Raw genomic sequence first — 26,307 nt, 5'->3', positions numbered from 1 at the left:
CGACGGCGGCGTCGAGGGCCCGCAGCAATTCCCGGACGACCAGGCGCCACAGCTCGTCGGAGTCGTGCGTCCGCAGCACGCCGACGGCCAGGTCCAGCATCGCCTCGTAGTCACTCGAATGCAGTCGCGGCACGGTTCCCTCGGTCTTCCCTACGCAGTTCTACCCATGGTGACGCCCCCGCCGACCTGGAATCGTGGGACCCGCCGACGGGCGGACGCGCGCCGCGCCCACCCGCGGCCGCCACGACGAAACCCGTTCGGACGACGAGGACGAACATGCGACACACGCGCACCTGCATCCGCTCCCTTACCGGTGCGGCGGTCCTGGTGACCGCCATGCTTACGGGTACCACGCCGGCCCAGGCCGCCGAGGAGGGGGCCCTGGGCGGAGCCAACTTCTTCGAGCACGCGAACTACGGAGGGGCCAGCCTGCCCCGCACGGGCTCCGGCGGCACCTGCATCAACCTGCCCGCCGACTGGCACAACCGCATCTCCTCCATCAGCAACGTCTGGCAGCGGGTCCACCTGTACTCGCTCCCCAACTGCTGGCAGGAGAGCGGCTATCCGGACCAGCTCTTCACCTCCAGCACCACCTACGTCGGCAACGCCATGAACGACCGGACCAAGTCCGTCCGGATCTGGTGAGTCCTCCGTGCGCCCCGCCCCCCACCGGGGGAGGGGCGGGGCGCACGGGGCCGCGCGCGACGGACCGCGGCAGGCCGGCCCGGGAGACGCGCCCGCGGCGCTCCCCGGCGAAGCCGGCCCCGCGGCCGGGCCGCCGGCGGCGCGCACCACGGACCGACGCCCCCCGCCGCGGCGGGGGGCGTCCCGATCGAGGAAGAACACACCCGATGACCGCCCGTTCCAAGAAAGCCGGACACCACGCCGGCTCCCGCCGTCCCCGGCCCGCTTCCGAGGACCCGCGCCGCCACTCCCGCACGGGACGGGGACGACCCGTCCCGTCCGATCGGACGCAGAGCGGTCCCACGACGGCGGGCGCGCCCGGTGGCCGGCCCGCCCGGGCGGCGGCGTCGGGCCGACCGCTCGCCGGCGCCGGACGCCGGTTCCCCTCCGACCCGTCACGGTCCCCGGGAAGAGGGCCCGGAAGGTACGTGTAAAAGGAAACTGTTTTCGGTCCGCCGAGCGGGGTTACCCATCTGGCATGGCATGGACACCAGAACCAGATGAGCACCGGAACGTCCCGGTCCGCCACGGCTCCGGGCACCACCGGGACCGTACGCACGGCGGGCCCGGCGCCCGGCGGAGGACCGGCGGAGCCGGGCCCGCCCCGGAGGTGGAGCGCAACGCGCCGGACGAGCCGTCCGCGATGCCGAAGCGCTCGTGGCGGGCGGTGCTGAAGCGCACGGTCGAGGAGTTCAAGGACGACGAACTCGCCGACCGGGCCGCCGCCCTGACCTACTACGGGGTCCTCTCGCTCTTCCCCGCCCTGCTGGTGCTGGTGTCCCTGCTGGGCATCGCGGGCAGGTCCGCCGTCCAGCAGGTGATGGACAACCTGCAGAAGCTCGCCCCCGGCCCGGCCCGGGACATCATCTCCGACGCGGTGCGGCAGCTGCAGGGCAACGGCGGCACCGGGTCGATCGTGGCCCTCGCGGGCCTGGTGCTGGCGGTGTGGTCCGCCTCCGGCTACATCGCCGCGTTCATCCGCACCTCCAACGCCGTCTACGACATGCCCGAGGGCCGCCCCGTCTGGAAGGTCCTGCCCCTGCGCCTGGCCCTGACCGTGGTCCTGATGGTGCTGGCGGTCGTCAGCGCGCTGATCGTGGTGTTCACCGGGCCCCTCGCCCAGAGGGCCGGCAGCGCGCTGGGCGTCGGGGACACCGCCATGACGGTCTGGTCGATCGCCAAGTGGCCGGTCCTGGTCCTGCTGGTCACGATCATGATCGCGATCCTGTACTGGGCCGCGCCCAACGCGAAGGGCCGCGGTTTCAGGTGGATCACCCCGGGCAGCTTCCTGGCGCTGCTGCTGTGGATGGTCGCCTCCGCCGGCTTCGCCCTGTACGTGGCGAACTTCGCCTCCTACAACAAGACCTACGGCACCCTGGCCGGCGTCATCATCTTCCTGGTGTGGCTGTGGCTCACCAACCTCGCGATCCTGCTCGGTCTCGAATTCGACGCGGAGATGGCCCGCCAGCGCGCCATCGACGGCGGCCACCCCGAGTCCGAGGAGCCCTACGTGGAGCCCCGCGACACCGCCAAGTGGACCGAGGAGGAGCACCGCCGCCTCGACTGACCCGGTGGCCCTCCCCGCCGCCGGCGCCACCCGGCCCGGGGCCGTCCCCGCCGGACCGGGGCGTGCGGCCGCCCGGACGTCCGCACGCGGAGGGCCGGACCGGCCCCGCCGGGAGGCACCGGAGAAGGCGGGGGCCGGGGACCGGGCGGCGCGGGGAGGGGCGGCGCTCCGCGCGACGGACGGTCAGCAGGGCCTGCGCCAGGCGCCCAGCTCCGGCTTCTTGAGCATCGACGACAGCCGCAACTCCCGGGCCACCGGGCAGAAGGCGGCCGTGGACTGCGCGTACTCCACGTGGAAGACCGCCTTGCCCGCCGCGATGAACGGCTTGAGCAGCGCGCACTCGCCGTACTGCGCGCACTCCTCGTTGACCGCGAAGTCGAAGTCGGCCAGTAGCTGCGGGATCTGGGCCAGGTCGTTCTTGAGGCCCACGGCCAGGCCGCGCTCGTGCGCGATGTCGGCGATCATGCGGTTGTACCGGAGCTGGTCGCCCGCCGTGAGCGGGAAGCCGGTGTCGCTGCCGTACCCCTCGACGAGGTCCGGTTCCACCGCGTCGAAGCCCTTGTCCCGGCACATGTCGAACCGGCGCTCCATGACGGGGCGGAGGACCGACACCCGGCGGATGTCCAGCCAGCGCTCACCGTGCCAGCCGTTGGGCCTGCCCAGTACCGAGCGGGGGAAGGCGTCCCGGTCGGGACGGAAGTCCTCCCAGGCGCCGACGTTGATGTAGCAGATCACCTTCCGGCCGCGCCGGTGGAGGCCGGCGACGTCGGAGGCGGTGTTCTCGAAACCGTCGATGTCGTAGACGGGCACGTCGACGGACGGGTCCACCCTGCCGTCGAGCTGCCACTGCCAGGCCAGTCCGGGGCGCGGCTGCCACACGGCGGCCGCGCCCGCGCCGTCCCGCGCGGCCGCGGCCGCCGGAGCAGGAGACGAGGGCGGCCACCAGGGCCAGGGCGGCCAGGACGGCCGGGACGCGCCGCCTCACCGGTCCGCCCCGGTCAGCGCGGGGGTCAGCCGGGACCAGGGGTTGGGCGGTTCCCCCCGTCACGGGCCCGCACACGGCCGCGCCCCGCTCGCGCGCGGTGCGCACGGCGAGCGGCACGAGCACCTCGGGCACCCCGTAGACGAGGTGGCAGAACCGCTCGGGCGGCTGCCGCGCGGTCCACGAGGGGCGGCTGAAGGCCGACACGTACGTGGACCAGTGCCCTTCGAAGGTGACGGTCAGGTCGGCGAGCCGCACGTAGCCGGGGGGAGGGGTGGACGCCCGGGTTGAGGACGACGGTCGAGGCGCCGAGCCGGCGGACGGACCGCACCAGGCGGCGGCAGGCCGGCAGCCCGTGCGCCCCGGCGGTCACCCGGTCCAGGAAGCAGCCGTCCACGGCGTACCACTCCCGGTGCCTGCGCAGGTCGTCGGCGACCTCCCCGGGGTCGCGGGCGCCGTAGTCCGTGTCGACGTAGCCGAGCAGCCGGGCCCCCGCCGCGCGCAGCGCGTCGGCCGCGGCGGCGAACGCCGGGTCCGGGACGCGGCCGGGCCCGTCCGCGGGGTTCAGCACGACGGCGTAGGTGCGGGCCGCGCGGGCGGCGAGCCGGTGCCACGCGGCCGGGTCCACGGCAGGATGGACGTACAGGGGGACCAGGAGGCTCACCGCACCGGCACCCCTTCGGGGCTGCGGACGCCGGATCCCGCGGCCGCCCACAGCGCCGCCAGCGACGCGTCGAGGGAGTGGGACGGCCGCCAGCCGAGGGCCGTGCGGGCGGCGGTGATGTCGGAGCACTGCCACGACACCCGGGTGGACCGCGCGGAGCCGTTCGCGCCCTCCTCGACGATCCGCCCCTGGAAGCCGGCCAGGTCCGCCAGGGTCCGCACCAGTTCGCGCACCGGGACCGCGTCGCCGCCGCCGACGTTGAGGACCGGCGGGAGGGGGCCCGGCGCGGTGGCCGCGAGCCGCACCGCCCGCGCCACGTCGCGCACGTCCACGAAGTCGCGGTGGGCCGACAGGTCACCGAGCCTCAGGACCGCGTCCGGGCCGTCCCCGGCGTCCGCGAGCAGGGCGGCGACCCGGCCGGGCAGCCCGCTGGCCGGGGCACCCGGACCCACCGGGTTCCCCACCCTCAGCACCACCGCGTCCAGGCCCGACGCGGTCACCGCCGCCGTGCCCGCCAGTTTGGTCGCCCCGTACGGGCCGACCGGCCGGGTCGCCGCCGACTCCGCCACCCGCCCGCCGGGCGTGCCGGGACCGTACTCGGCGGCCGAGCCCAGGTGGACCAGACGGGCCGCGGGCGCGGCCTCCCGCAGCGCGGCGCAGAGCACGGCGGGGCCCCGGGCGTTCACCTCCGCGAGGGTGACGGCGTCGCCGCCGGTCGCGCCCGCGCAGTTGACGACGGCGTCCGGAGCGGCCGAGGCCACCGCCTCGGCCAGGCGCTCCGGGCGGTCGGACGCGAGGTCGACGGCGACCTCGGCGGCGGGCGAACGGCCGCCGACGAGCACCCGCGCGCCCGGCAGGGCCCGCAGCCGCTCGACGACGTGACCGCCCAGGTAACCGGTGGCCCCGAGAACCAGGATGCGCATGCGTGTTCAGGCTCCCTTGAGCAGAAGCGACTTGCGGCTGGTGAACTCCGCGTTGGCCCGGTCGTAGTCGTCGGGGCGGCCGATGTCCAGCCAGTATCCCTCGAACTCGTAGGCGTGCGGGGGGCGCTCGGCGGCGAGCAGGTCCAGCACCAGCTCGTCGAAGCCCAGCGGCATCCCCGGCGTGTAGCCGTCCAGCGTGGCCCGCGAGACGCCGTAGACGCCCATGGACACCCGGTAGTCGATGCTGGGCTTCTCGGTGAAGGCGACGACCCTGCTCGCGCGCGTGGTCAGCACCCCGAAGTCGATGCGCACCTGGCGGGCGTAGGTGGCGATGGTCAGGGACGCGCCCGTCTCCTCGTGCCGGCGCAGCACGTCGGCGTAGTCGAGGTCGGTGAGGACGTCGCCGTTCATGACCAGGAAGTTCTCCGGCAGGCGCTCGCGGAGGTTGAGCAGCGGGCCCATGGTGCCCAGCGGGCTCTCCTCGGTGGCGTAGTCGACGTCCATGCCCCACTGCGAGCCGTCGCCCACGTAGGCGCGGATGATCTGGCCGAGGTGGCCGATGGCGATGGTGCAGCGGGTGAAGCCCGCCGCGGACAGCTGGCGCAGCACGATCTCCAGGATGGCGTGCTGGTCGCCGATGGGGACGAGCGGTTTGGGCAGCGCGGTGGTGTACGGCCGCAGCCGGACGCCTTTTCCGCCGGCCAGGATCACTGCGTGCACGGGGTACCTCCTGCGGGTGCGTGCCGGGCGGGTCAGATGTTGTAGATGCCGGTCTTGTAGCGGGCCAGGTTGGCCGGATCGCCGAACCACTCCACGGTCCGCGCGATCCCCTCCTCCAGCGTGTGGCGGGGGCGCCAGCCGGTCGCCGCCGCCAGCCGGGACGCGTCGGCGACCAGCCGCATCACCTCCGAGCCCGCGGGCCGCAGCCGCTCGGGGTCCTCGCGCACGTCGAGCGGGGCGTCCATGACCTTGCCGATCAGCGTCACCAGGTCGCCGACGGAGATCTCCCCGCCGGTCCCGGCGTTGAAGGTGCGGCCCACGACCCGCTCCGCCGGCGCGGTGCCCACCGCGAGGAACGCCTGCGCGGTGTCCTCGACGAAGGTGAAGTCCCGGGTGGGGCGCAGGTCGCCGAGGGTGAGGGTGCGCTCCCCGGCCGCCACCTGGCCGATGACGGTGGGGATCACCGCGCGCATCGACTGGCGCGGCCCGAAGGTGTTGAACGGCCGCAGCGTCACCACCGGCGTGTCGAAACTGGCGTGGTAGCTGTCGGCCAGCCGGTCCCCGCCGGCCTTCGAGGCGGCGTACGGGGACTGGGTGTTGATGGGGTGGTCCTCGGTGATCGGCACGGTCTGCGCGGTGCCGTACGTCTCGCTGGTCGAGGTGTGCACCAGCCGCGGCGTCCCCAGCGCGCGGACCGCCTCCAGCACGTTGAGCGTGCCGGTGACGTTGGTGTCCACGTAGCTGTGCGGGGCCCGGTAGGAGTACGGGATCGCGATGAGCGCGGCGAGGTGGTAGGCGCAGTCGGCGCCGTCGAGCAGGCCGCGCACCGAACCGGGGTCGCGTACGTCGCCGAGGACGATCTCCACGTGGTCGAGGACGTCGGCGGGCAGGGTCTCCAGCCAGCCGTAGGAGGAGAAGGAGTTGTACTGGGCCATGGCCCTGACGCGGTGGCCCGAGGCGACGAGCGCCTCGGTGAGGTGCGAGCCGATGAACCCTTCGGCTCCGGTGACGGCTGCGAGCGGTGCGGAGGTCAACTCTCGGTTCCCTTCGTGTGGTGGTGTGACTGTGGCGTCGGTGTCCCCGCGGAACGGGGTCCGGCGCGGCCGGTGGTGTGGGGGACGGGTGTGCGGACGGTCAGGCGTGGGGCGAGGGCCGGCCGAGCAGGAGGACGGCGCAGGCGGTGAGGCAGGCCGCGGCCGCGCCGAAGCTGAGGGGGAGCACCGCCGGGCCCGGCGGCAGGTCCAGCCAGGTGACCGCCCCGGCACCGCCGGCGGCCAGGGCGCAGAGCACGGCCGGCGGCCAGGCCACGCCGAACGCCTGGAGGAGCAGCGCGGTCCACAGGGCCGCCGCGAGCAGCAGCAGCGCTACCGGGTCGGAGCCGGTGAGCAGCGCCGGAGGCAGCAGCACGGCCAGGTAGGCGGAGAGGCACAGGCCGAGGACGGCGGCCGAGCGGAGGAGGAACGCCCCGGGCGTCGTGCTGCGGCGCAGCGCGGCGACCGACCAGCCGCGGTAGCGGTACAGCAGCCACTCGGCCGGGCCCATGCTCAGGGTCAGGGCGATCACCGCGTACGGGTGCCGCCGGCCTTCCAGGACGACGAGCACCGCCGCGGCCAGTCCGAACAGGCCGTAGGGGAGGGAGGCGCCCGGGCGCGGGTGCGGACCCCCGGGGGCTGCCGGAGCGGCGAGTCCGGCCCGCAGGACCCACGTGGCGGCGGCGAGCGAGGCCAGCAGCACCAGCGAGGGGAGGCCGGCCCGCAGCACGGGGCCGGGCTCCCACCACGGCAGCACCGCCGCGCCGGCGGCCAACGGGCTGAGCACGGCCAGCAGCAGCCGCTCGCGGCCCAGCACCAGCAGCACCCCCGCCGAGGCCAGGTACAGCGACTGGGCGGCCGCCACCGCGGCCACCGGGCCGCTCCCGGCGAACGGCGCCGCGATCCCCGTGGCCACCGCCGCCCCCGCCGCGGCCCCGGTGAGCAGCGTGCGGGCCGCCTCCCGGGGCCCCGCCACCAGCCGCAGGTGCGCGCGGTGGCCCAGCGCCTGCCCCCACGCCCAGGAGACGACACCCGCCGCGATCAGGACCGGGGCGTGCCGGTCGACGTGCCACAGCGGGCCGGTGAGCAGGTAGGCCAGGGCGGGCAGCGCGAACAGCACCCCCCTCAGCAGGCACCGCACCGTGTCCGGGCGCCAGGGGTCGGCAGCGGCGGGCGGTTCGGGGAAGGTCCGCGGCACCGCCTCGTACAGTGCAGCGGCGAGGGAGAAGAGGTTCCGGTGGCCGTACCGGTCGCGGATCAGCTCGCCGGAGAACCCCTCCGCCTCCAGCAGCGCGGCCACCTCGTACGGGTGGACGGCCGGGCCGATGCGGTCGGCCAGCTCGGAGGCGAGCCGGTCGACCGCGTCCCGGTCCGGGACCTGTCTCGGCAGCCGCAGGGTGAGGGTGCTCTCGTCGCCCCGGCGGAAGCGGGTCCGGCGCGGTTCGGCGAGCCGCAGTGCCAGTGCGTCCCCCTCCGCGCCGTCCGGTTCCAGGGACATCGGCCCGCTCACAGCGCCACGCTCCCGGTCTCCGCACCGACCGGGGACCGCGGGTCCGGCGAGGGGCGGGCGGCGGTCCGGAGCGGGCCGAGCGCGAGGACGTCCGGCCGCCGCACGGCGGCCCCCGCGGCCGCCAGTTCCCGGTAGACGGAGCGGAAGGTGTCGATGGTCTGGCGGAGGGTGAACTGCTCGATGACCCGCAGCCGGGCCGCCTCGCCCATCGCACGGCGCCGCGCGGGATCGCCCAGCAGCTCCAGCGCCGCGGCGGCCATCGCGGCCGGGTCGCGCGGCGGCACCACCAGGCCGGTGTCCCCGACGGCCTCCCGCACTCCGCCCACGTCGGTGGAGACGGTCGCCCGCCCGCACGACATGGCTTCGATCAGGGTGAACGGGAAGCCCTCGCTGATGCTGGACAGCATCACCACGTTCCCCGCTGCGTAGGCGTCCCTGATGTCGTCGACGCGCCCCTCGAACGTCACGGTGTCGGCGTGGCCCAGCTCGGCGGCCAGGGCCTCGCAGCGCTCCCGGTAGGCCTCGCCGCCCCGGGGCGTCCCGCCGAACAACCGCAGCCGCACGTCCGGAAGCTCGGCCCGGACCAGGGCGAAGGCGCGGACGAGGGTCTCCAGGTCCTTGATCGGGTCGACGCGCCCGGCCCAGCTGAGGGTGAGCGCCTCGGGCTCCGGGCCGGCCGGGGGAAGGCGGCGGGGTCGACGCCGTTGTAGACGGTGCGGATCGAGGCGGGGTCGGCGCCGCCCTGCTCCTCCCAGAGCCGGTTGTACCGGTTGCCCGGGGTGATCAGCGACGCCCGGCGGTAGCTCTCCTCCGCCAGCAGCCGGAAGAAGCCCAGGATCACCGCCTTGACCGGCCAGCGGTAGGGGGCGGTGCGGTAGCCGAGGTAGCGCTCGCGGAGGTACACGCCGTGCTCGGTCAGCAGCAGCGGGACGCCGTGCCGTTCGAGGGCCGCCAGCCCCGGCAGCACGGCGACGCCGCCGCTGACGGCGTGCGCGACCCCGTGCTCGGGCGGCGGCGCGGACAGGGGGCGCAGGGCGTGTTCGAGCAGGGCGGTGGCGGTGAGCGCGTCGTGCAGGGTCGGCCCCGCCTCGCGGACCGCCAGCCCCGGCCGCGTCCACACGGTGGTCAGGATCCGCGTCGCCGCGTCGCCGCGGAGGAAGGGGCTGAGCAGCCCGTCGGCCGCCGCCCGCGCCAGGGCGTACAGGGCGGGCGCGAAGCCGTCTTCGGCGCACGGGTCGACCAGTGCGGTCAGGAACCGCTCGTAGGCCTCTGCGAGGCGGTGGCGGGAGCGGCCGCGGGGCGGGCGGCCCTGCGGGGCCTCGCCCCACATGGGTACGGGGAGCACGCTCGAGACGTTGCCCGGCAGGTCCCACACGATCGGCTCGCGCCCGGTGCCGGTGACGGCGATGACGTCGAAGTCGACGTCCGGCATGCCGGTGACGAGCTGGTCGCACCAGACGCTCACGCCACCGTGGCTGTGCGGGTAGGTGCCTTCGGTGAGCAGGGTGACGCGCGTTACACCGGAGTGTTGCGCGCCGCGGGCAAGGTGCATGGTTGTGCTCCACGGCCGGGATGCGGGGGTGGTCGTGCCGGTCCCGGCCACGGGGAGGTGGTGGCCGGGACCTCGGTGCCGTCGCGCCGGTCAGATCCCGGGGGCGGGGGAGAGCGGCTCGGTCACGCCTTCGGGCACGCGGGTGCCCGGTGCCGGGGCGGTGGCCGGGGCGGGGCCGCCCGAGGGGGCGGTGGCCGGGGCGGCGTCCGCCGGCAGGGTGAGGGTGAGCGGTGTGATCACCGGGGAGGTCCAGCCGGACCGTTCACCCGCGTAGGCCTCGCCGAAGGCGGAGCCGTTCCGGGTGGTGCCCTCCGGCGCCGTCGCGGGGACCGCCAGGCCGCCCGGTGCCTGGACGGTGACCGTGCCGCCGACGCGGTAGGCGGTGACCTGGCCGCTCTGCACGGCGGCACGCCACGCGGCGCGTCGCCGCAGCTCGTTTCCGATGTCCTTCATCCGCAGGTTGACCACCGGGGTGTTCTCCGCGAAGAGCGCGCGGTAGGTGGTGAGCACACCGTCCAGCACGGGGTAGGCGATGCGGTCCTCGGCCAGGTTCGACTGGTGGATGAAGTGCGGCTTGGGGTCGTTGGCGAGGACGTGGCCCAGGGCGATCCGCTGCTCCAGGGGCACGATGTGGTCCGTGTAGCCGGTCGCGGTGTCCAGCGGGGCGGGCAGGCAGGTGGTGGTGGCCGGGTTGTCCTCGCAGATCCCGCTGCCGCCCTGCGCGCGGCTGGTGTAGATCCAGTTGTACTCGTCGACCTGCTCGGCCGCCCGCCCGGCGTTGTAGAAGATGTTCATCGGGTAGCGGGGGACCGTCAGGGCCGGACCGACCTTGCGCTGGTCGGGCTCGCGGGAGTTGTCCGAGGCCAGCCAGCCGGTGCGGTTGTCGGCGAGGGCGAGCGCCAGGTTGGGGTTGTCGGTCGGCTGCTGGGGCAGCACCCGCAGCCCGGAGTGCTCGCCGGTGACCAGCTCGTCGTCCTCCAGGGGCAGTCCGGCCAGCCGGCCCCAGACGCGGTTGTGGGCGATCTCGTCGGAGACGTCCTCCCGGCTGACCCACTTGGTGCTTCCGTCCGCGCGGGTGGCGCACCGCCAGGGCACCACCGTGATGTCCTGCTCGCACCCGAGGAAGGCGTGCGTGTAGGTGTGGTTGATCCAGCGGAACGCGTTGCGGTCGGCGATGAGCTTGTCGGCGAGCGGGTCGGCGCCGCCGTTGTCCTGGCGGTGGTCGACGCTGCCGGCGCCGTTGTAGGCGAAGTCGAGGGTGAAGCCGTGCCTGCGCTGCCAGGCGGTGGCGTGGTCGACGTCCCCGGGCGTCATGCGGATCGGGTCGGGGGTGGCGTTCGGGTCCGTGCAGTCGACATCGCCGGGCGTGCAGTTGAGCTCGGAGTTCCAGCGGTCGTCGGCGGCGAGGACGTCGTCGACGTGTACGGCGAAGTAGTTGCGCGAGGCGCCCAGGTGCACACCGCCGGTCATCCACTGCACGATGCCGCGGGCCAGCAGCCGGAACTGCTGCTGGTACCGGTTGTAGACGAAGGTGACGACGAGTTCGCGCCGCCCGTCGTGCCGGTACTCGCCCACCAGCGAACCCCGCCTGGTCGTCCCCGGGATCGAGGCCTCGACGTACGGGGTGAAGTCGGCGCCGGCGGCCGGGGTGGACAGGTACGCGTAGCTCTCGCTCACGCTCGGCGAGTTGTCCTCGAACGGAACCGGTCCGTCGAGGTAGCCGAACGGCCCCGAGCGGCCGGCGGCGGTCACCTCGGCCCGCACGCCGTCGACGCTGCCGGAGTAGCCGCCGTGGACCGGGTACTGGAGGCCGGCTTCGGGGCGGGCGTAGGTGTACGCGTCGACCTGCGGGATGCCGTAGGTCCGCTCGTAGGCCGCGAGCGCCGCCATCTCGGGTGAGTTCGCGGGGAAGGGGTTGTCGTTGGGCAGGACGACGGCCTGGAACTTGGCGCGGTTCCGGCCGTCCGCGGTGTCCGCGAGGTAGGCGGCGTCGATGACGGACCGGTCGGACCGGGTGAGGTCGATCTCCGTGTATGGCGTGCCCATGGCGTCCAGTTCGGCCGCGATGGCGTCGGTGGCGGGGCCGCCGTCGCTCACTATGAGCACCCGCAGGTCGATGCGGGGAGACGGGGTGCCGGCGTGGGCCGCCGTGTTGGGCACGCCGAGGGTGGCTATGAGGGCGCCCGTCGTGAGCAGGGCGGTGCGTATGGTCCGCTTCATGCGGTGGTTTTCCTCCCAGAGCAGCGGTGGGCACTGCTCCGCGGAGCGGAAGCACCCCTCGCGCGACGCCGGTTTCCCCTCGGGGCGGCCGTCGCATCCGTCGCATCATATGGTGAGGCCCCCGTGTAGCTTCTATGGTCCCGTTGGGGAAGCTGGCGGAAAACATTTGGTGTACCGCGGGTGACCTCCGGGGGTCGGCCATGGGGCCGAGAGTCCCTGCAAGGACTGGTCGGCAGTCCGCCGTGGAGAGGTAACACCAGGTCAGACGGTGATGCGGCGCACCGGCGGGCCGCTGGGGTCCGCCGGTGGGACTGCCGTCGACGGAGCCCGGTTCGCCGGGCGCCGTAGGCTGGTTTCAGGACATCTGTTCGTCCGGCGGTGCCGTCAGGAGCACAGGACGCGGGTCTCGGGTGTGTAGACCGGGCCGCCGCTGACATTGGTCTTGTCGCTGAATTCGGCGTAGAAGTACGAGTAGAAGCCGATGTTGCCGTTGCAGCCGGAGTCGGGGGCGACCTGCATCGTCAGCGTCACGGTCCGGCTCTGGCCGGGCGGGATCGGGGTGCCGTAGTTGGTGCCGAGGTCGTTCGGGCCGGTGCCGGAGCAGGGGGTGCTGCCGTTGGCCGTGGCGAGGCTGCAACCGGTGACGGCGTACTTCAGGTCCGGGCGCTGCGTGGTCAGCCACGTGGGGCTGAGGGTCTGGTAGACGAACCAGAGGTCGTAGGTCTTGTTGTTCGTGAGCGTCATCGACAGGTTCACCGTGCCGCCCGGCGTGGTGGTGGCGGCGTCGCTGCTGAAGGTCAGCTCGGCGGGGCCGGGTTCGGCCGCGCTCGCGGACGGGGCCAGGCCGAACAGGGCGAGGGCGAGGGCGAGGACGGTGGGGAGGCCGAGGCGCCTCATCGAGGGTGATCGCATGACCCGGGAGGCTAGGCACGGGCGGGCGCGGCGTCTGCCCCCGCGCCGGCGCGACGGCGCGGGGACGACCGAAAGCGTGCGCCCCGTGGAGTTCGTGCGGTGAAAACGTGGCGGACGGTCGTGGGCGCATACCCGCACGGTGACGCCGGTGCGGTACGCCGGCGGGGCGGGCGGCCCGGCCCGGAGGGACGGCGGGACGGCGGCGGCGGTATTGGCGCGTACCGGCCGTGCCGGTCACCGGCAGCGGCGAACACTCCCGGCCGACGGCCGGTTTCCGACCGGAGGTTCGGGCGGCGGTGCTCCCGGTGCCGGGACCCCGGGGGGCGGGCGGTGGCGTGGGTGTCCTCACCACCGCCCGGTTCGGTCGGGGAAGGGGCCGGGGCGCCGGAGCGCCCGGTGCCGGGAGCGGCCGGAGGATCGACGGGCCCGTCCGCCGGCGGGGTCCGCCCCGACCGTGCCGGGCCCCGCCGGCCCCGCCGGAGGACGGCGGCGCGCCCCGGCCCGGCGCGCGCCGCCGTCGGCTCCCCGGAGCGGCTCGCTACTTGAGGTGGACGAGGCCGTCGGTGGTGATCGCCGGGCGGCCGGCGGTGCCGACGACGACGATCCTCACGGTGTGCTTGCCGCTGGTGGCCCAGGTCCTGGTCCAGATGGCGTCGCGGTACCTGGTGGTGGCGGACTTCAGGTCGACGGTGGCGGCCTTGACGCCGTCGACGTACACGTGCGCCTGGCCGGAGGTGGAGGCGCGGGAGACCACCCAGGCCGCGGAACGGCCGGTGAAGGTCCAGGTCAGGCCGGCGTTCTTGGCGGAGCTGGTCAGGGACCCGCCGCCCAGGTAACTGGTGGAGGACTTGGCCGTCCAGGTGCCGGACCTGACGGCGGAGGTCTCCTGCAGGATCACCGGGGTGCCGGACACGGCGGCGGCGGAGGTGTTGCCGGCCCGGTCGTGGGCGGTCATGCTCCAGGTGGTGGCGGCGCCGGACTTGGCCGTGTGGGGGGCGGAGTACACCGTCGGCGCGTACGTCCTGGCCAGCGGGCTGGTGAGGCGCACGTCCCGCAGGGAGGCGCCGTCGGTCGCCTTCCAGCTCAGCGTGACCGGCACGGCGGCGGTGTTCACGGTGCCGGTGCGCAGGGCGAGCGCCGGCCTGGTGGTGAAGGCGGGGGCGGTGGTCTCGGCGACGACGGTCGCGGCGGCGGTCGCCGTGGCGCGGCCCGACCGGTGGACGGCGCGGACCTGGACCTTGTGGGTGCCGGGCGCGAGCGCCGCCGTGGCGGAGGCCGCGGTGCCGGCGGTGGTGGCGGCCACCTTGCCGTCGACGAGCAGTTCGTACCTTCCGACCAGTGCGGCCGGGGTCGTCGCCGTCCAGTTCACGGTGACGGAGGACTTCGTGTAGTACGTCGTGCCCGACGCGCCCGCTCCGGTGACCGACTTGACCGCAAGCCCGGCCACCGGGCCGGCGGCCCAGGAGCGCAGGGTGGGCAGCGTGTCGTAGAGGGCGGTGCCGGGGCACTGGGTGTTGTAGCCGTCGCGGTGGCCGTGGATCGCCGGGAAGGACAGCTGGGCGCCCTTCGCCCAGGTCTGGCCGGAGTGGCTGCGCCCGCCGTCGCCGGCGGTGAGTACGGCCGTGCCGGCCGGGTCGACGCCGTACTGGCCGAGCTTCCACGCGGCGATGCGGGCGATCGAGACCAGCGCGGCCTGCGGGGGAGCGGTGTCGGTGTAGGTGCCCAGCACCGAGACGCCGGTCGTCTCGGCGTTGAATCCGTAGGCGTGCGCGCCCAGGACGGGCCGGTCCACCCCGCCCTTGCGGCCCTCGTAGACGGTGCCGCACTTGTCGACGAGGAAGTTGTAGCCGATGTCCTTCCAGCCCAGCTGCTTCACGTGGTACGCGTAGATCCCGCGCACCACCGCGGGCGCCTCGGCGCACGTGTACGTGTTGGACTCGGCGGTGTGGTGGACCACCACGGCCTTGACTCTTCCGCCCGGGAGGTACCCGGGGGCCTCGGGACTGATCGTCTCGTCCGCGCCCCAACCCGTCCGGGAGGTGATCGGCGGGCGCGGCGCGGTCGACGGGGGCGCGGGGGCCCGCTCACCGTGGGGCTCGGGCTCAGGCCGGGGCTCGTCGGGGGCGTGGACGGGGCCGGGGCCGTCGGGGACGGCGGAGCGCTCGCGGCGGGCGGCGCGGTCGGCTCCGCGCTCACCGGCGGGGTCGTGACCGGCGCCTGGTCCGTGGGGGTCGCCGACGCGTCCGGCGCCGGTTCCGACTCCGCCGGGCCGGGCTCCGTCCCGGTCGGCGCGGGCACCGCGGTCTCCTCGACGGCGAACGCCGCCGGAGCCATCCGGGACACGCTGCCCGCCTTCGGGTCCACCATGTCCAGGCGGAGTCCCGAGGGGAGCGTCCTGGACGTGGTCCCGCCCGTGCGCAGACGCACCTCGACACCGTCCGACGCGCCGACCCACGCCGGCTCCGTACCCCCGCGATCGGCCCCCTCCTCGCCCTGGCCGCTGTCCCCGTCCAGCCGCAGCCACGGCGACCACCGCCCCGACCCCGCGGCGCGCGTGCGGACCTCCACCGTGCCGGCGACACGGACCGCCGGGTCGGTCCAGGTCACCCCCAGCATGCTGAACGGCTTGGTCCCCTCCTCCTTCAGGGACGCCGAGCGGCCGTCGGCACTCACCGCGATCGGCTCGGTCCGCGCCTCGGCCGCGACGGGCCGGGGCTTGCCGTCGACCGGCCCCCTCGGCGCGTCGCCGCCGGTCGCCCCCCGCAGTACGAGAACACCGGTCACACCCGCCACGGCGACGGCCGCCGCCAGCACTGTCCGACGCCGCTCCACGCAGCCCCCACCCCTTGAAGTAGTGAGACGCGGGGGCCGCCTGCGAAGTACGCAGCGTGCCGCCCCGCGCCATGTGCGTATGCAGGCTACACACTTGTGGGGAGCCTCTCGAACCTTTCTCCGAGGCCGTACGCATGAAACCCGGGACACGGGGTAGGAGAACAGGCTTTTCCGCTGACGGTGAATCAGGTCACAGCCCCGTCCCGGTGTTCGCGGCGCCCGGGCGGGAGGCCCGCCCCGGAACCGCGCCGCCGGACCGGTCCGCCGCGCCCTCCGCCTCCGCGGCGCGGGCGCGGCGTACACGGCCCCGCCGCGGGCACACGGCAGGAACCGGGCCGGCAGGGCGGGCGGACCGTCCTTCCGCCGGTCCGCGCGGTGGAGCACCGCCGCGCGGGACGCGGCACGGGACCGCCGGGGCGCGGGCGGAAGGGAAGACATGGGCACGGTCGTGCATGTGCCGCAGACGCGGGACATGGTCGGGCGGGAACTCTCCGGGGACGAGGCGTTCACCGCGCTGCGGCGCTACGGGGGCCGCGAACTCCTCCTCGACTCCTTCGCCCGCTTCCGGTACGCCGACGGCTTCAGCTTCGCCCGCTCCCTCGCCTACCAGATGGTGCTCGGCATCGTGCCGTTCGCCATCGCCCTGGTCGGGGTGGCGACGACGATGCACACCGAGGGGCTCGGCCAGGCCGTCGAACTGACGCTGGCCCGGATCGTTCCGGGCACCAGCGCGGACCTGGTGCGGCAGGCGCTGGCCGACACCCGGCGCAGTGCCGGGGCGGACGTCGCGGGGGCCGCGGCCATGTGGCTGGGCCTCGGTTTCGCCGTCCTCAACCTGGCCTCCGCCATGAGCCAGATCGAACGCGGCTGCAACCGGATCTACGGCATCGAACGCGACCGCCCCCTCCTCGCCAAGTACGGCCGGGGCGCGCTGCTCGCCGTGGGTGCGGGGCTGCCGCTGGGCGGCGGCTTCCTGGCCGTCGTCGCGGGCCGGGACGTCGGCGCGTCGGTGGTCCGGGCCCTGCACTGGCCGCCGTCGCTGCTCGACTGGTGGCAGGCGCTGCACGTCCCGGTGGGGATCCTGCTCGCGGCGCTGGCGTCGGCCGTGATCTTCCGCTGGGCGCCCCGCCGCGACCAGCCCGGCTACACGTGGCTGGTCTTCGGCTCGGGCGTCCATCTGCTGCTCTGGGTGGCGGCCACCTGGCTGCTCGCCCTCTACGTCGGCAGGAGCGGTTCCTTCGGGGCCGTGTACGGCCCGCTCACCGCCTTCGTCGCGCTGCTGCTGTGGGCCAACGTGACCGGCGTCGCCCTCTTCCTCGGCGTGGCCTTCGCCGCCCAGCTCGAAGCCGCGAGGGCGGGCGCCAGGGAGCCGGTCCGTCCCGACCCGGGGCCCGGTGCCTGAGGGCGCGCGGCGACCGCCTCCGGCCCCGGCGCCACCGCCGCGGCGCCGCCCCGTCCTCCGGCGGACCCGCCGGAGGGCGGGGCGAACGGCGTCAGGGACGTGTTTCGGTCACCTTGAGTGGACGATGGGTTAACCGGGTGCGACGGACGGCAGGTCAGCGGCCTGCCACAAGGCGGTTACTGCGGGTGTCCGGGGGGTGCCGGACCGTGTGCGCGGACCCGCATGCCCGGCCTGAGCTGCCTAAACGGCCGTTCGATCTCCGGTAATCGAACGGGATGTCCGTAAATCGGTGTCGAATGTGCGTATCTCCTTCACATCCGACAAACTCAGTGGCGAACGGCCAGCATTACGCAGGCAGTTGTCGCTTATATCCTTCATATCGAAAGGACGTCCATCGTGCGTCACCGTATCGCCGCCGTCTCCGCCGCCGCCCTCCTGACCCTGGCGGGCGCCTCCGGCGTCGCACAGGCCCAGCCCTCCGTGCTGAAGGCCCCCTCCTCGGTCGTCCTGACCGTCTCCCAGGGCGAGGGCGCGGCGGCCGTGGTGCGGAGCGCCACCCTCGACTGCGCGCCGACCGTCGGGGGCACGCACCCGAACCCCCGGGCGGCCTGCGCCGAACTGGCCGCCACGAACGGCGACTTCGCCACGCTTCTGGCCTCCCCCGACCCGAACCGGGTCTGCCCGATGCACTACGACCCGATCACCGTCGGCGTGAACGGCGTGTGGGAGGGCAAGCGCGTCTCCTGGAAGCACGCCTTCTCCAACGCGTGCGTCATGTCCTCGACGCTGAACGGCGACTCCGTCTTCGCCTTCTGACGCCATCGCCCGGACCCCCGCGGATCCGCCCCCGCCCCCGCCGGGCGGGGGCGGACCGGTGCCGCCGCGCCGAGGACGCCGGCCCGACGGCGGTACGGCGATCGGCGCGCAGGGCCGGGGCGCGGAGGGCCGGCGGCCCCGCGCTGGCGGGCGGTCGCCCCACGGGCGGGCGCACCGGACGCACCGCCCCGCGGGGACGGGCACGGGGCGGGCGGGTCGCGGGGCCTTCCGGCGCGCCGCCGGTCGCGGGTGCGCGGCCGGCGGCAGGACGCCGCCCGTTCCCGCCCGGGGCGACGGGGCGGGTGTCAGGACGGGACGGCCGCGCCGGAGCGCGGTTCGTCCGCCTCCGGCTCCCGCGGCTGCTCGCCGAGCTGCTCGCGCAGGTGGTTCCAGACCACCGCGATCAGCGCGGCCGCCGGTACCGCGAGGAGGCTGCCCACGATGCCGGCCAGGCTGCCGCCCAGGGTGACCGCCAGGAGGACCACCGCGGCGTGGAGGCCGAGTCCGCGGCTCTGGATCATGGGCTGGAACACGTTGCCCTCGATCTGCTGCACCACGACGATGACCGCCAGTACGATCAGCGCGTCCGCCAGGCCGTTGGAGACCAGGGCGATGAGCACCGCGACCAGGCCGGCGAAGAGGGCGCCCACGATCGGCACGAACGCGGACACGAAGGTCAGCACGGCCAGCGGGAGCACCAGCGGAACGTCGAGGAACCACAGGCCGGTGCCGATGAGGACGGCGTCGAGCAGCCCGACGAACGCCTGGGAGCGCACGAACGCGCCGAGCGTCTCCCAGATGCGCGCCGCCACGACCGGGACGTCCGTGGCCAGCCGCCCGGGGAACTGACGGGCCAGCCAGGGCAGGAACCTCGGGCCGTCCTTGAGGAAGAAGAACATCAGGAAGAGCGCCAGGACGGCGGTCACCACGCCGTCGACCACGGTGCCCACCCCCGCGACCACCGCGGTGACCATGCTGCCGACGCTGTTCTGCAGGCGGGCGACGGCCGTGTCGAGGGCACCGGTGATCTGGTCGTCGCCGATGTTCAACGGCGGCCCGGCGGCCCACTCGCGCATCCTCTGGATGCCCTGGGTCACGCCGTCGGCCAACTCACCGGACTGCGACGCCACCGGAACCGCGATCAGCGCCACGATGCCCGCGGCCACCAGCAGGAACACCACGGTGACCGCCGAGGCGGCCAGCGCCGGGGGCCACCCGTGCCGGCGCAGGAAGCGGGCCGCGGGCCAGGTCAGCGTGGTGAGGAACAAGCCCACGACGAGGGGCCAGACGACCGACCACATCCGCCCCAGGAGCCACAGGGCGGCCGACACCGCCACGAGGACCAGCAGCAGTTCGACGGAGACGCGCGCCGATGTGCGCAGCGCGGTGGCGGTTTTGGCGGAACTCAGCGAAGCAGGCATGGGGGCACCCTACGGGTGCCCCTCCCCACGCCCCGCCGCCGCCGGCCGGTTCGCGAGCCCACCGCCCGGTGCCGCCGACGCGCCCGTGTCCGCGCTTGCGGCGGGAGCGGCGACCTGCGGAGCGGCCGGCGGCCCGCACCGGGGTCCGGCGCACCGCGGTCCGCGCCGCCGCGGTCCGGACGACTCGTTCCACGGCCCCCGGGAGGCGGTCACGTCAGGCCGAACCACGGCAGGCACTCCGGCAGCCCCTCCGCCTCCACCGGGACCGAGCGGTACCGCCGCCACCGCTCGGCGGTGAGGCGGAGCCTGTGCAGCACGGCGGGCTCGGCGCGTACGACATGGCGCTCGACGCCGTCCTCGCGGTAGCCGAGCTTGCGCGACACCCCCAGTGAGGCCGCGTTGTCCGCGTACGCCCCCGAAACGGCGTACCGCGCACCGAGCCCGGCGAAGGCCAGGTGGAGGACGGCCGCGCGCATCTCGGTCCCCAGTCCCCGGCCTTGGTGCGCCCTGCCGAGCCAGGAGCCGGTGCCCACTTCGCGACGGATCGGGAAGTCCCGGGCGCTGACGCCCTGCGTGCCCACGACGACACCGTCCTTCACGACCACCAGGTTCAGCCGCCAGTCCTCCGGGCGCCACTCGCCCCAGCAGCGCCAGTGGTACTGCAGGACGCCCCGGGCGCGCTGCTCGGGAGCCGCGTCGGTCCACGCCGCGGTGAACGGCTGCACCGCCGGGTCGTGCACGCCGTCGGCGGCCAGCGAGGCCAGCGCGGCGAGGTCCTCCGGGTCCGGCAGCCGTAGCTCCAGCCGCGGTGTGGTCAACCGCAGTCCCGCGAGCGGCCAGTGGGTCAGCAGCGTCATGACCGGGGATCCTTCCCGCTCCCGGCCGTCGTGGCCACCGGATATCCGAGGAGGGGAGGGGAGGGGCGCGGGAGCGGCCCCGGATCGGCGGGCCCGCCCGGTCGCGGCACCGGTCGCGCCGGCGAGGGCCGCCGGGGTGCCGGTGCACGGCCCGCGCCGTCCGCCACGGCCGCCGGAACGGACACCGGCCGTTCCCCGGGCGCTCCCCCAGGGCCGCGGGAGGCGTCCGCCGGGGCGCCCCCTTCCGGACCGGGAACGCCGGGGCGCGGCGGGCCGTATGGCCGGATGTGACAGGAACCGGTCATTGCGGCCGCGGTGACGGGCGGGAAACCATGGGGGCGTGCCCGCACCCCGCAGAGTCGTCATCGTCGCCTTCCCCGGTGTGGACCTCCTGGACGTCACCGGTCCGGCCGAGGTCTTCTCGGTGGCCTCGGGCATCACCGGGGAGGGCCGCCCCGGGTACCGGGTGCAGATCGCGGCGGCCCGAGCCGGCGAGCTGCCCACCTCCAGCGGGGTCCGGTTGGTGGCCGACGTGGCGCTCGCGGAGGTTCGGGGGCGGGTGGACACGCTGCTCGTGCCGGGGGCGATCAGCCCGGCCGACGGCGGCGTCGAGCCGGTGGTCGACACCGCCGTCGTCGAGTGGCTGCGCACGGCGGTCCCCCGGACCCGTCGCACCGCCTCGGTCTGCGCGGGCGCGCACGTGCTGGCCGCGGCGGGACTCCTCGACGGGCTGCCCGCCACCACCCACTGGCTCACCGCCGAGCGGCTCGCCGCCGACCACCCGCGGATCGCCGTCGACCCGGACCCGATCTTCATCCGGGCCGGACGGGTGTGGACGTGCGCGGGGATGACCTCGGGGATGGACATGGCCCTGGCCATGGTCGCCGAGGACCACGGCCAGGCCCCGGCGCTCGCCACCGCCCGGGCGATGGTCATGTACGTGAAACGCCCCGGCGGACAGAGCCAGTTCAGCGTGCCGCTCTCGATCCACGCACCCCGAGGGGACCGGATCGAGGAGCTGCGCCGGTGGATCGCCGACCACCTCACCGACGAACTGTCGGCCGAGGCGCTCGCCGAACGGGCGCACCTCAGCGTGCGTCACCTCGCCCGGCTGTTCCGGCAGCGCACCGGCACCACGCCCGCCTCCTACGTCGAAGCCCTCCGGGTGGAAGCCGCGCGCCGCCTCCTGGAGGAGACCGACCGCGGTCTGCCCGAAGTGGCGACCGCCAGCGGTCTCGGCTCCGTGGAGACCCTGCACCGGGCCTTCCGCCGCCGGCTCGCCACCACTCCGACCGAATACCGGCGACGCTTCCGCTTCCCGCCCGCCGCCGGCACCGCCGGAGCCTTCCCCGGCGGCCCCGCCTCCCCACCCGACCGGACGCCCACCCCATGACCAGCTGGGAGAACCCCGTGCCACTGCCCCCGTTCCCCGACTCGCCGCTCGCCCGCGCAGCCGACCGGATGCTGTGCGCCGCGAGCCCCCCGGCACTGGTGGCCCACTGCTACCGCACCTACCGCTTCGGCTCCGCCTTCCTCGAGGGGCAGCGGCGCGGGTTCGACGCGGAGGCGCTGTTCATCGCCTCCGTCCTGCACGACCTGGCGCTCACCGAGACGCACGACGATCCCCGGGCCCCGTTCGAGGTGCACGGGGCCTCGCTCGCCGAGCGGGAACTCCACGCCCGCGGAGCCCGCCCCGACCTCGTCGAACTGGTCCGGGACGCGATCGCCCTGCACATGGAGGTCACCACCGCCGAAGACCCCCGGCCGGAGGTGGCCGCGGTCCACCTGGGCGCCGCGGCGGACGTCATGGGGCTGCGCCTGGACCGACTGCCCCCCGCGCTCCTCGCCGACGTGCTCGAACTCCATCCCCGGCAAGGGTTCACCGCCTTCGTGACCGACGTGGTGCGCCGGCAGGCGGCCGCCAAGCCGGACTCGCACATCGCCCGGATGGTCCGGCACGACGGCTTCCTGAAGCTGGTCGCCGCCGCGCCGTTCGGGGACTGAACGCGCCGTCGACGGCTGGCGGTTGCGCCGGCGCTGCCGCCCGTACCCGCCGGACCGGGAGCCGGGGTGCCGGAAGGCCTGCCCCGGGCACCCCCACCACCGGCCGTCCCCCCCGCGCACCGGCACCGCCGCCCCGGGCCCGGCGGCCGCGCTGAGGAGTCCCGCGTCTCCTCCCGCCGGACCGGAGGCGGCCCGGCTCCTCCAGAAGGCCCCGGCACCGGGAGCCCCACCCGTGTCCCCCGCACCCGAAACGGCGATGCGGGTCGCGGGAGACCACGGCATGATGCCCCGCGTGGATCCGACGAACGGCACGCCAGGACGGCCCCGAAGGCGCCGGGGAGTGTTCGCCCGGCGGGATTTCCGCCTGCTCTGGACGGGCGAGACCGCGAGCGGGCTGGGGAACGGCGTCACCGCGGTGGCCCTGCCGCTGGTCGCGGTCGAGGAGATGGACGCCGGCTCCACCGCCGTCGGCCTGCTCGCCGCGGCGGTGTGGGCGCCCTGGCTGCTGGTGGGCCTGCCGGTGGGCGCATGGGTGGACCGGAGGCGTAAGCGGCCGCTGATGATCGCGTGCGACACGCTGTCCGCCGCGGTCCTGGCGAGCGTTCCGCTGACGGCGTGGCTCGGTGCGCTCACCTTCCCGCACCTGCTCGCCGCCGCGCTGGTCTGCGGCACCGCGGCGGTCTGCTTCGACACCGCCTACCACTCGTACGTCCCCGTCGTGCTCGACGGCCGCGACCTCGCCGAGGGCAACGCCAGGCTGCAGGGCGGCGAGGCCGCCGCCCGGGTCGCCGGACCGGGAACGGCGGGGCTGCTCGCCCAGGCGTTCGGCGCGGTCGCCGCGCTCGCGGCCGACGCGCTGACGTTCCTGGTCTCCGCCCTCTGCCTGAGGGGGATCGGAGCGGTCGAGCCGGACCGGGCTCCCGAGGAGGAGCGGGCCCCCCTCCGGCGGCGGATCGGCGAGGGGCTGCGCTTCGTGGGCCGGGACCGGTACCTGCGGACGATGGTCGTGTGGGGCGCCGTGGTCAACATGGCACTGACGGGATACCAGGCGGTCCAGGTCGTGTTCCTGGTCCGCACCGTCGGACTGGAACCGGCCGCGGTAGGGCTGCTGCTGACCGGCGGCAGCGCCGGCGGCATCGTGGGCGCGCTGGCGGCTCCCGCGGTCGGCCGGCGGTTCGGCACCGCGCGCGGGCTGCTCCTCCTGCAGGCCGCCACCGCGCCGTTCGCGCTGCTCCTGCCGATGACCACGGCGGGACCGGGGCTGCTGCTGTTCGCGACGGGCGCCTTCCTCGTCGGGACCGGCGTCTCGGTGGCCAACGTCGTGGTGGGCGGCTTCCGGCAGGCGTACTGCCCGCCGCACATGCTCGGCCGGGTCGTGGCGACGGTGATGGCGGTCAACCACAGCACCATCCCGCTCGGCTCCCTGCTCGGGGGCGTACTCGGCGACGCCGTCGGGTACCGGCTGGCCATGTGGATCATGACGTGCGTCGTCGCACCCTCCTGGCTCGTCCTCGCCCTGGGCCCGATGCGCCGCGAACGCGACCTTCCGCGGGCCCGCGAACCGGAACAGGCCCGCGCCGGGGCTGAACGGGACCGTGCCCGGGGCTGAACGGGGGACGGCCGGCGCCCCGCCGGACGCTGCCCGGCCGGCGACGTCGCGGGACTTCGAAGGAACGGTCCGGCGCCCCGGGAGGCCGGGCGCCGGACGGCGACCACGTCGAAGCCCCGCCGCCCCGCCCGAGGCGGGCGGGACGGGGAGACCGCCTGCCCGCCGCTCCCGGCCGTTTCACGCGCGCCGCACGGCTCGCCGGCGAGCCGTGCGGCGCGCCTTCAGGAGGGGTACCCGGCCAGGGCGGCGTCCACGGCCGCCTGCGCGTGCAGCCGCGCGGTGGGGAAGAGCGGTACGGCGCTGTCCCCCGGGCCGACGAGGAGTTCGATCTCGGTGCAGCCCAGGACGACCCCCTCCGCTCCCGCCGCGACGAGGTCCCCGATGACCCCCTGACAGGACCTGCGCGACTCCTCCCGCACCACGCCCAGGCAGAGCTCCTCGTAGATCACCCGGTGCACGAGCGCGCGCCCCTCGGCGTCCGGGACGCACACCTCCAGTCCGGCCGCTTCGAGACGACCGCGGTAGAAGTCCTGCTCCATGGTGAACGCGGTGCCGAGCAGGCCGACCCTGCGCGCGCCCGCCGCCCGTACGGCGGCCGCGGTGGCGTCGGCCAGGTGCAGCAGGGGGACGGAGACCGCCGCCTCCACCTGGCCGGCGACCTTGTGCATGGTGTTGGTGCAGATCAGCACCATGTCGACCCCGGCGCTCTCCAGGGATCGAGCGGCCCCGGCCAGGATCTCCCCGGCCTCCGCCCAGCGGCCCCGGACCTGCAACCGCTCGATCTCCGCGAAGTCCACCGAGTACAGCACGCACCTGGCCGAGTGCAGGCCGCCCAGCCGGTGGCGCGTGAACTCGTTGAGCAGCCGGTAGTACTCCGCGGTCGACTCCCAGCTCATCCCCCCGATCAGCCCGATCGTTCTCACTGCCGCCTCCCGTCGTCCGTCGATGCGGGAATGGTGCAGGAACGCGGGACCCGGGACAATCCAAGCAGCCCTGAGCCGGTCCGGAAGACTTTCTTATGAGGAGGCGCAGAGCGGGCCCGGGAGCGGCCCGCCGGCCCCGTCGCTCCGCCTCGCCTCGCCCGGCCGGGAACGGGGAGGAGAACAGGGCGTGCGCGGAACCGCCGGGCGCGCCGGTACCGCGGGGCGGGGACGGGGCGCCGCGGGACCGTCAGTGGACGCCGTTCAACCCCCACCAGTCGCCGTCGAGTTCCGTACCGCGCAGGAAGGCGCCCGTACCGGTGCCCCGGTAGCCGAGCAGCCAGCCCGGCATGCCGCCCCGGTACGCCTCGTCGGTCACCGTCAGCAGGTCGCTGACGCCGTCGCCGTCGTACGAGCCGACCCCGACGAGGTTCTTCATGACGTTCCACCCGCCGCCCAGCAGCCTCCGGCTCGCGAAGGCGCCGTCGCCGCGGCCGGGGTACAGCCACAACCGCCCCCCGGTGTCCCGGGCCAGCAGGTCCGCGCGCCCGTCGCCGGTCAGGTCGCCGGGGCCCACCAGGTGGTTCATGGCGTTCCAGCCGGAGCCGACCGACCTGCGGGTGGTGAAGGCGCCGTCGCCGCGGCCGGGGTACAGCCACAACCGCCCCCCGGTGTCCCGGGCCAGCAGGTCCGCGCGCCCGTCGCCGGTCAGGTCGCCGGGGCCCACCAGGTGGTTCATGGCGTTCCAGCCGGAGCCGACCGACCTGCGGGTGGTGAAGGCGCCGTCGCCGCGGCCGGGGTACAGCCACAGGACCCCGTCGCGGTCGCGGGCCAGCAGGTCCTCGCGGCCGTCGCCGGAGAAGTCGCCGTGCCGGGTCAGGGCCGTCATGGCGTTCCAGCCGCTCCCGACCAGCCGGCCCGTCCCGTCGCCGGGCAGGAACCACGTCCGGCCCACGGCGTCCCGTACCAGCACGTCGGACCTGCGGTCGCCGTCCAGGTCGCCGAAACCGGCCGCCCCGGGCGCGGTCTCGGCGTACCAGCGCGGGTAGGCGCTCTGCGTGCACTCGCGTTCGGTCCGCACCAGCCTCACCGAACTGATCCGCCGGTCGAAGGCGGGCGTCCACGCGTACTCGCCGGGGCCGGCGGGGGCCTCGGAGGAGACGTAGGCGTCACCCGACAGCGAGTAGTGCGGCTCGGTGTACAGGCAGGCGAAGGTCGGCGAGCGGTTCACGTACGACCGGATCCTGTTGTCCCACGTGCCCAGGGTGGCCATGCTCGTGTTCGTCTTGAACATGGTGCCGTCGCCCGACGTGCCGGTGAAACCGCAGAAGTACCCGGCCGGGCAGCGGTAGGAGCCGGTCGCCGCCTGCGCGGTCTGCGCCGGAAGCGTCGCCGCCACCAGACCGCCCACCACGAGCCCCGCCAGCGAGCCCACGAGGCGTCTCACGGGAATGCGCATCTGTGTGTCCTCTCCCGCGCCCCGCCACGGGGCGCGCACGCACCATGCCGGACTCACCGGGACCGCGGAAGGTTGTGCGGCGTCGGCCGCCACCGCACGGGCGGGCCTCCCCGAGGGCATGCGGCGGGCCGCCGCTGCCGCCGGCGCCCGTGCCGGCCCACCGGCCCCGGACACCGGGTCCCGGCCCGCCGAGCCGAACGGCACCGGGAACCGGCCGGTGGC

At 75.1% G+C, this 26,307-nt stretch carries 18 protein-coding genes and 3 pseudogenes; 7 read left to right on the top strand and 14 right to left on the bottom strand.

Annotated features, from left to right (window positions below; all coding sequences use genetic code 11):
- Positions 1-276 precede the first annotated feature (276 nt).
- Both LUW75_RS00470 and LUW75_RS00465 read left to right on the top strand, forming a co-directional pair.
- Positions 277-645, top strand: a complete 369-nt coding sequence (locus tag LUW75_RS00470) for a hypothetical protein (RefSeq protein WP_250333839.1) — start codon at positions 277-279, stop codon at positions 643-645.
- 517 nt (positions 646-1,162) lie between these two features.
- On the top strand, positions 1,163-2,251 hold the full coding sequence (locus LUW75_RS00465; protein WP_250333838.1) for a YihY/virulence factor BrkB family protein: 1,089 nt from the start codon (positions 1,163-1,165) through the stop codon (positions 2,249-2,251).
- 183 nt (positions 2,252-2,434) lie between these two features.
- Here LUW75_RS00465 and LUW75_RS00460 read toward each other — a convergent pair whose 3' ends face one another.
- The 10 genes and pseudogenes from LUW75_RS00460 to LUW75_RS00415 all read right to left on the bottom strand — a co-directional run bounded on the left by LUW75_RS00460 (position 2,435) and on the right by LUW75_RS00415 (position 15,549).
- Complete coding sequence (locus LUW75_RS00460) at positions 2,435-3,130, bottom strand: endo alpha-1,4 polygalactosaminidase (RefSeq protein ID WP_462933673.1); 696 nt, start codon at positions 3,128-3,130, stop codon at positions 2,435-2,437.
- Positions 3,131-3,232: 102 nt separating this feature from the next.
- Positions 3,233-3,897 (bottom strand): annotated as a pseudogene (locus LUW75_RS00455) (spherulation-specific family 4 protein).
- Positions 3,894-4,820 (bottom strand): NAD-dependent epimerase/dehydratase family protein, encoded by a 927-nt coding sequence (locus LUW75_RS00450; protein WP_250333837.1) that lies wholly within the window; start codon positions 4,818-4,820, stop codon positions 3,894-3,896. Before LUW75_RS00450 ends, LUW75_RS00455 begins: the two are co-directional and overlap by 4 nt.
- A gap of 6 nt (positions 4,821-4,826) precedes the next feature.
- Positions 4,827-5,540 (bottom strand): nucleotidyltransferase family protein, encoded by a 714-nt coding sequence (locus LUW75_RS00445; RefSeq protein WP_250333836.1) that lies wholly within the window; start codon positions 5,538-5,540, stop codon positions 4,827-4,829.
- Positions 5,541-5,572: 32 nt separating this feature from the next.
- Entirely contained in the window at positions 5,573-6,574 is a 1,002-nt protein-coding gene (locus LUW75_RS00440) for a GDP-mannose 4,6-dehydratase (RefSeq protein ID WP_250333835.1), read from the bottom strand.
- 100 nt (positions 6,575-6,674) lie between these two features.
- Complete coding sequence (locus tag LUW75_RS00435; protein WP_250333834.1) at positions 6,675-8,081, bottom strand: hypothetical protein; 1,407 nt, start codon at positions 8,079-8,081, stop codon at positions 6,675-6,677.
- Positions 8,078-9,633 (bottom strand): annotated as a pseudogene (gene pelF / locus LUW75_RS00430) (GT4 family glycosyltransferase PelF). The gene LUW75_RS00435 and the pseudogene pelF overlap by 4 nt, the downstream one beginning before the upstream one ends.
- 90 nt (positions 9,634-9,723) lie before the next feature.
- On the bottom strand, positions 9,724-11,853 hold the full coding sequence (locus LUW75_RS00425; protein WP_250333833.1) for a hypothetical protein: 2,130 nt from the start codon (positions 11,851-11,853) through the stop codon (positions 9,724-9,726).
- 384 nt (positions 11,854-12,237) lie between these two features.
- On the bottom strand, positions 12,238-12,765 hold the full coding sequence (locus tag LUW75_RS00420; protein WP_250333832.1) for a hypothetical protein: 528 nt from the start codon (positions 12,763-12,765) through the stop codon (positions 12,238-12,240).
- A gap of 538 nt (positions 12,766-13,303) precedes the next feature.
- Positions 13,304-15,549 (bottom strand): annotated as a pseudogene (locus tag LUW75_RS00415) (peptidoglycan recognition protein family protein).
- 484 nt (positions 15,550-16,033) lie between these two features.
- Between LUW75_RS00415 and LUW75_RS00410 the strand changes: the two are divergent.
- Together LUW75_RS00410 and LUW75_RS00405 are read left to right on the top strand one after the other, a co-directional pair.
- A complete protein-coding gene (locus LUW75_RS00410; protein WP_250333831.1) occupies positions 16,034-16,999 on the top strand; it encodes a YihY/virulence factor BrkB family protein in 966 nt (321 codons plus the stop codon).
- A 396-nt stretch (positions 17,000-17,395) separates the two neighbouring features.
- A complete protein-coding gene (locus LUW75_RS00405) occupies positions 17,396-17,815 on the top strand; it encodes a subtilase-type protease inhibitor (protein WP_250333830.1) in 420 nt (139 codons plus the stop codon).
- A gap of 305 nt (positions 17,816-18,120) precedes the next feature.
- Here LUW75_RS00405 and LUW75_RS00400 read toward each other — a convergent pair whose 3' ends face one another.
- Both LUW75_RS00400 and LUW75_RS00395 read right to left on the bottom strand, forming a co-directional pair.
- The gene (locus LUW75_RS00400; RefSeq protein ID WP_250333829.1) at positions 18,121-19,236 is read right to left on the bottom strand and encodes an AI-2E family transporter; all 1,116 of its coding nucleotides are present in this window, start codon (positions 19,234-19,236) and stop codon (positions 18,121-18,123) included.
- Between the two features lie 209 nt (positions 19,237-19,445).
- On the bottom strand, positions 19,446-20,093 hold the full coding sequence (locus tag LUW75_RS00395) for a GNAT family N-acetyltransferase (protein ID WP_250333828.1): 648 nt from the start codon (positions 20,091-20,093) through the stop codon (positions 19,446-19,448).
- A 340-nt stretch (positions 20,094-20,433) separates the two neighbouring features.
- On the opposite strand from LUW75_RS00395, the gene LUW75_RS00390 reads away from it, so the two are divergent.
- From LUW75_RS00390 to LUW75_RS00380, 3 genes are all read left to right on the top strand, one after another.
- Entirely contained in the window at positions 20,434-21,486 is a 1,053-nt protein-coding gene (locus LUW75_RS00390; protein ID WP_250333827.1) for a GlxA family transcriptional regulator, read from the top strand.
- The gene (locus tag LUW75_RS00385; protein WP_250333826.1) at positions 21,483-22,097 is read left to right on the top strand and encodes an HD domain-containing protein; all 615 of its coding nucleotides are present in this window, start codon (positions 21,483-21,485) and stop codon (positions 22,095-22,097) included. The genes LUW75_RS00390 and LUW75_RS00385 overlap by 4 nt, the downstream gene beginning before the upstream one ends.
- Positions 22,098-22,389: 292 nt before the next feature.
- The gene (locus tag LUW75_RS00380) at positions 22,390-23,706 is read left to right on the top strand and encodes an MFS transporter (RefSeq protein ID WP_250333825.1); all 1,317 of its coding nucleotides are present in this window, start codon (positions 22,390-22,392) and stop codon (positions 23,704-23,706) included.
- Between the two features lie 221 nt (positions 23,707-23,927).
- Here the strand turns inward: LUW75_RS00380 and LUW75_RS00375 are convergent, their stop codons facing one another.
- Both LUW75_RS00375 and LUW75_RS00370 read right to left on the bottom strand, forming a co-directional pair.
- Positions 23,928-24,629 carry an aspartate/glutamate racemase family protein gene (locus LUW75_RS00375; protein ID WP_250333824.1) on the bottom strand — a complete coding sequence of 234 codons (702 nt, stop codon included), beginning with the start codon at positions 24,627-24,629 and terminating at the stop codon, positions 23,928-23,930.
- A gap of 247 nt (positions 24,630-24,876) precedes the next feature.
- The gene (locus tag LUW75_RS00370; protein WP_250333823.1) at positions 24,877-26,085 is read right to left on the bottom strand and encodes an FG-GAP-like repeat-containing protein; all 1,209 of its coding nucleotides are present in this window, start codon (positions 26,083-26,085) and stop codon (positions 24,877-24,879) included.
- Between the last annotated feature and the right edge of the window lie 222 nt (positions 26,086-26,307).

Origin of the sequence: Streptomyces sp. MRC013 (assembly GCF_023614235.1) — a bacterium.
In the GTDB taxonomy this organism is placed as follows: Bacteria; Actinomycetota; Actinomycetes; order Streptomycetales; family Streptomycetaceae; genus Streptomyces.
The sequence above is the reverse complement of the archived record's forward strand: the minus strand, read 5'-3'. Positions and strand labels throughout refer to the sequence as shown.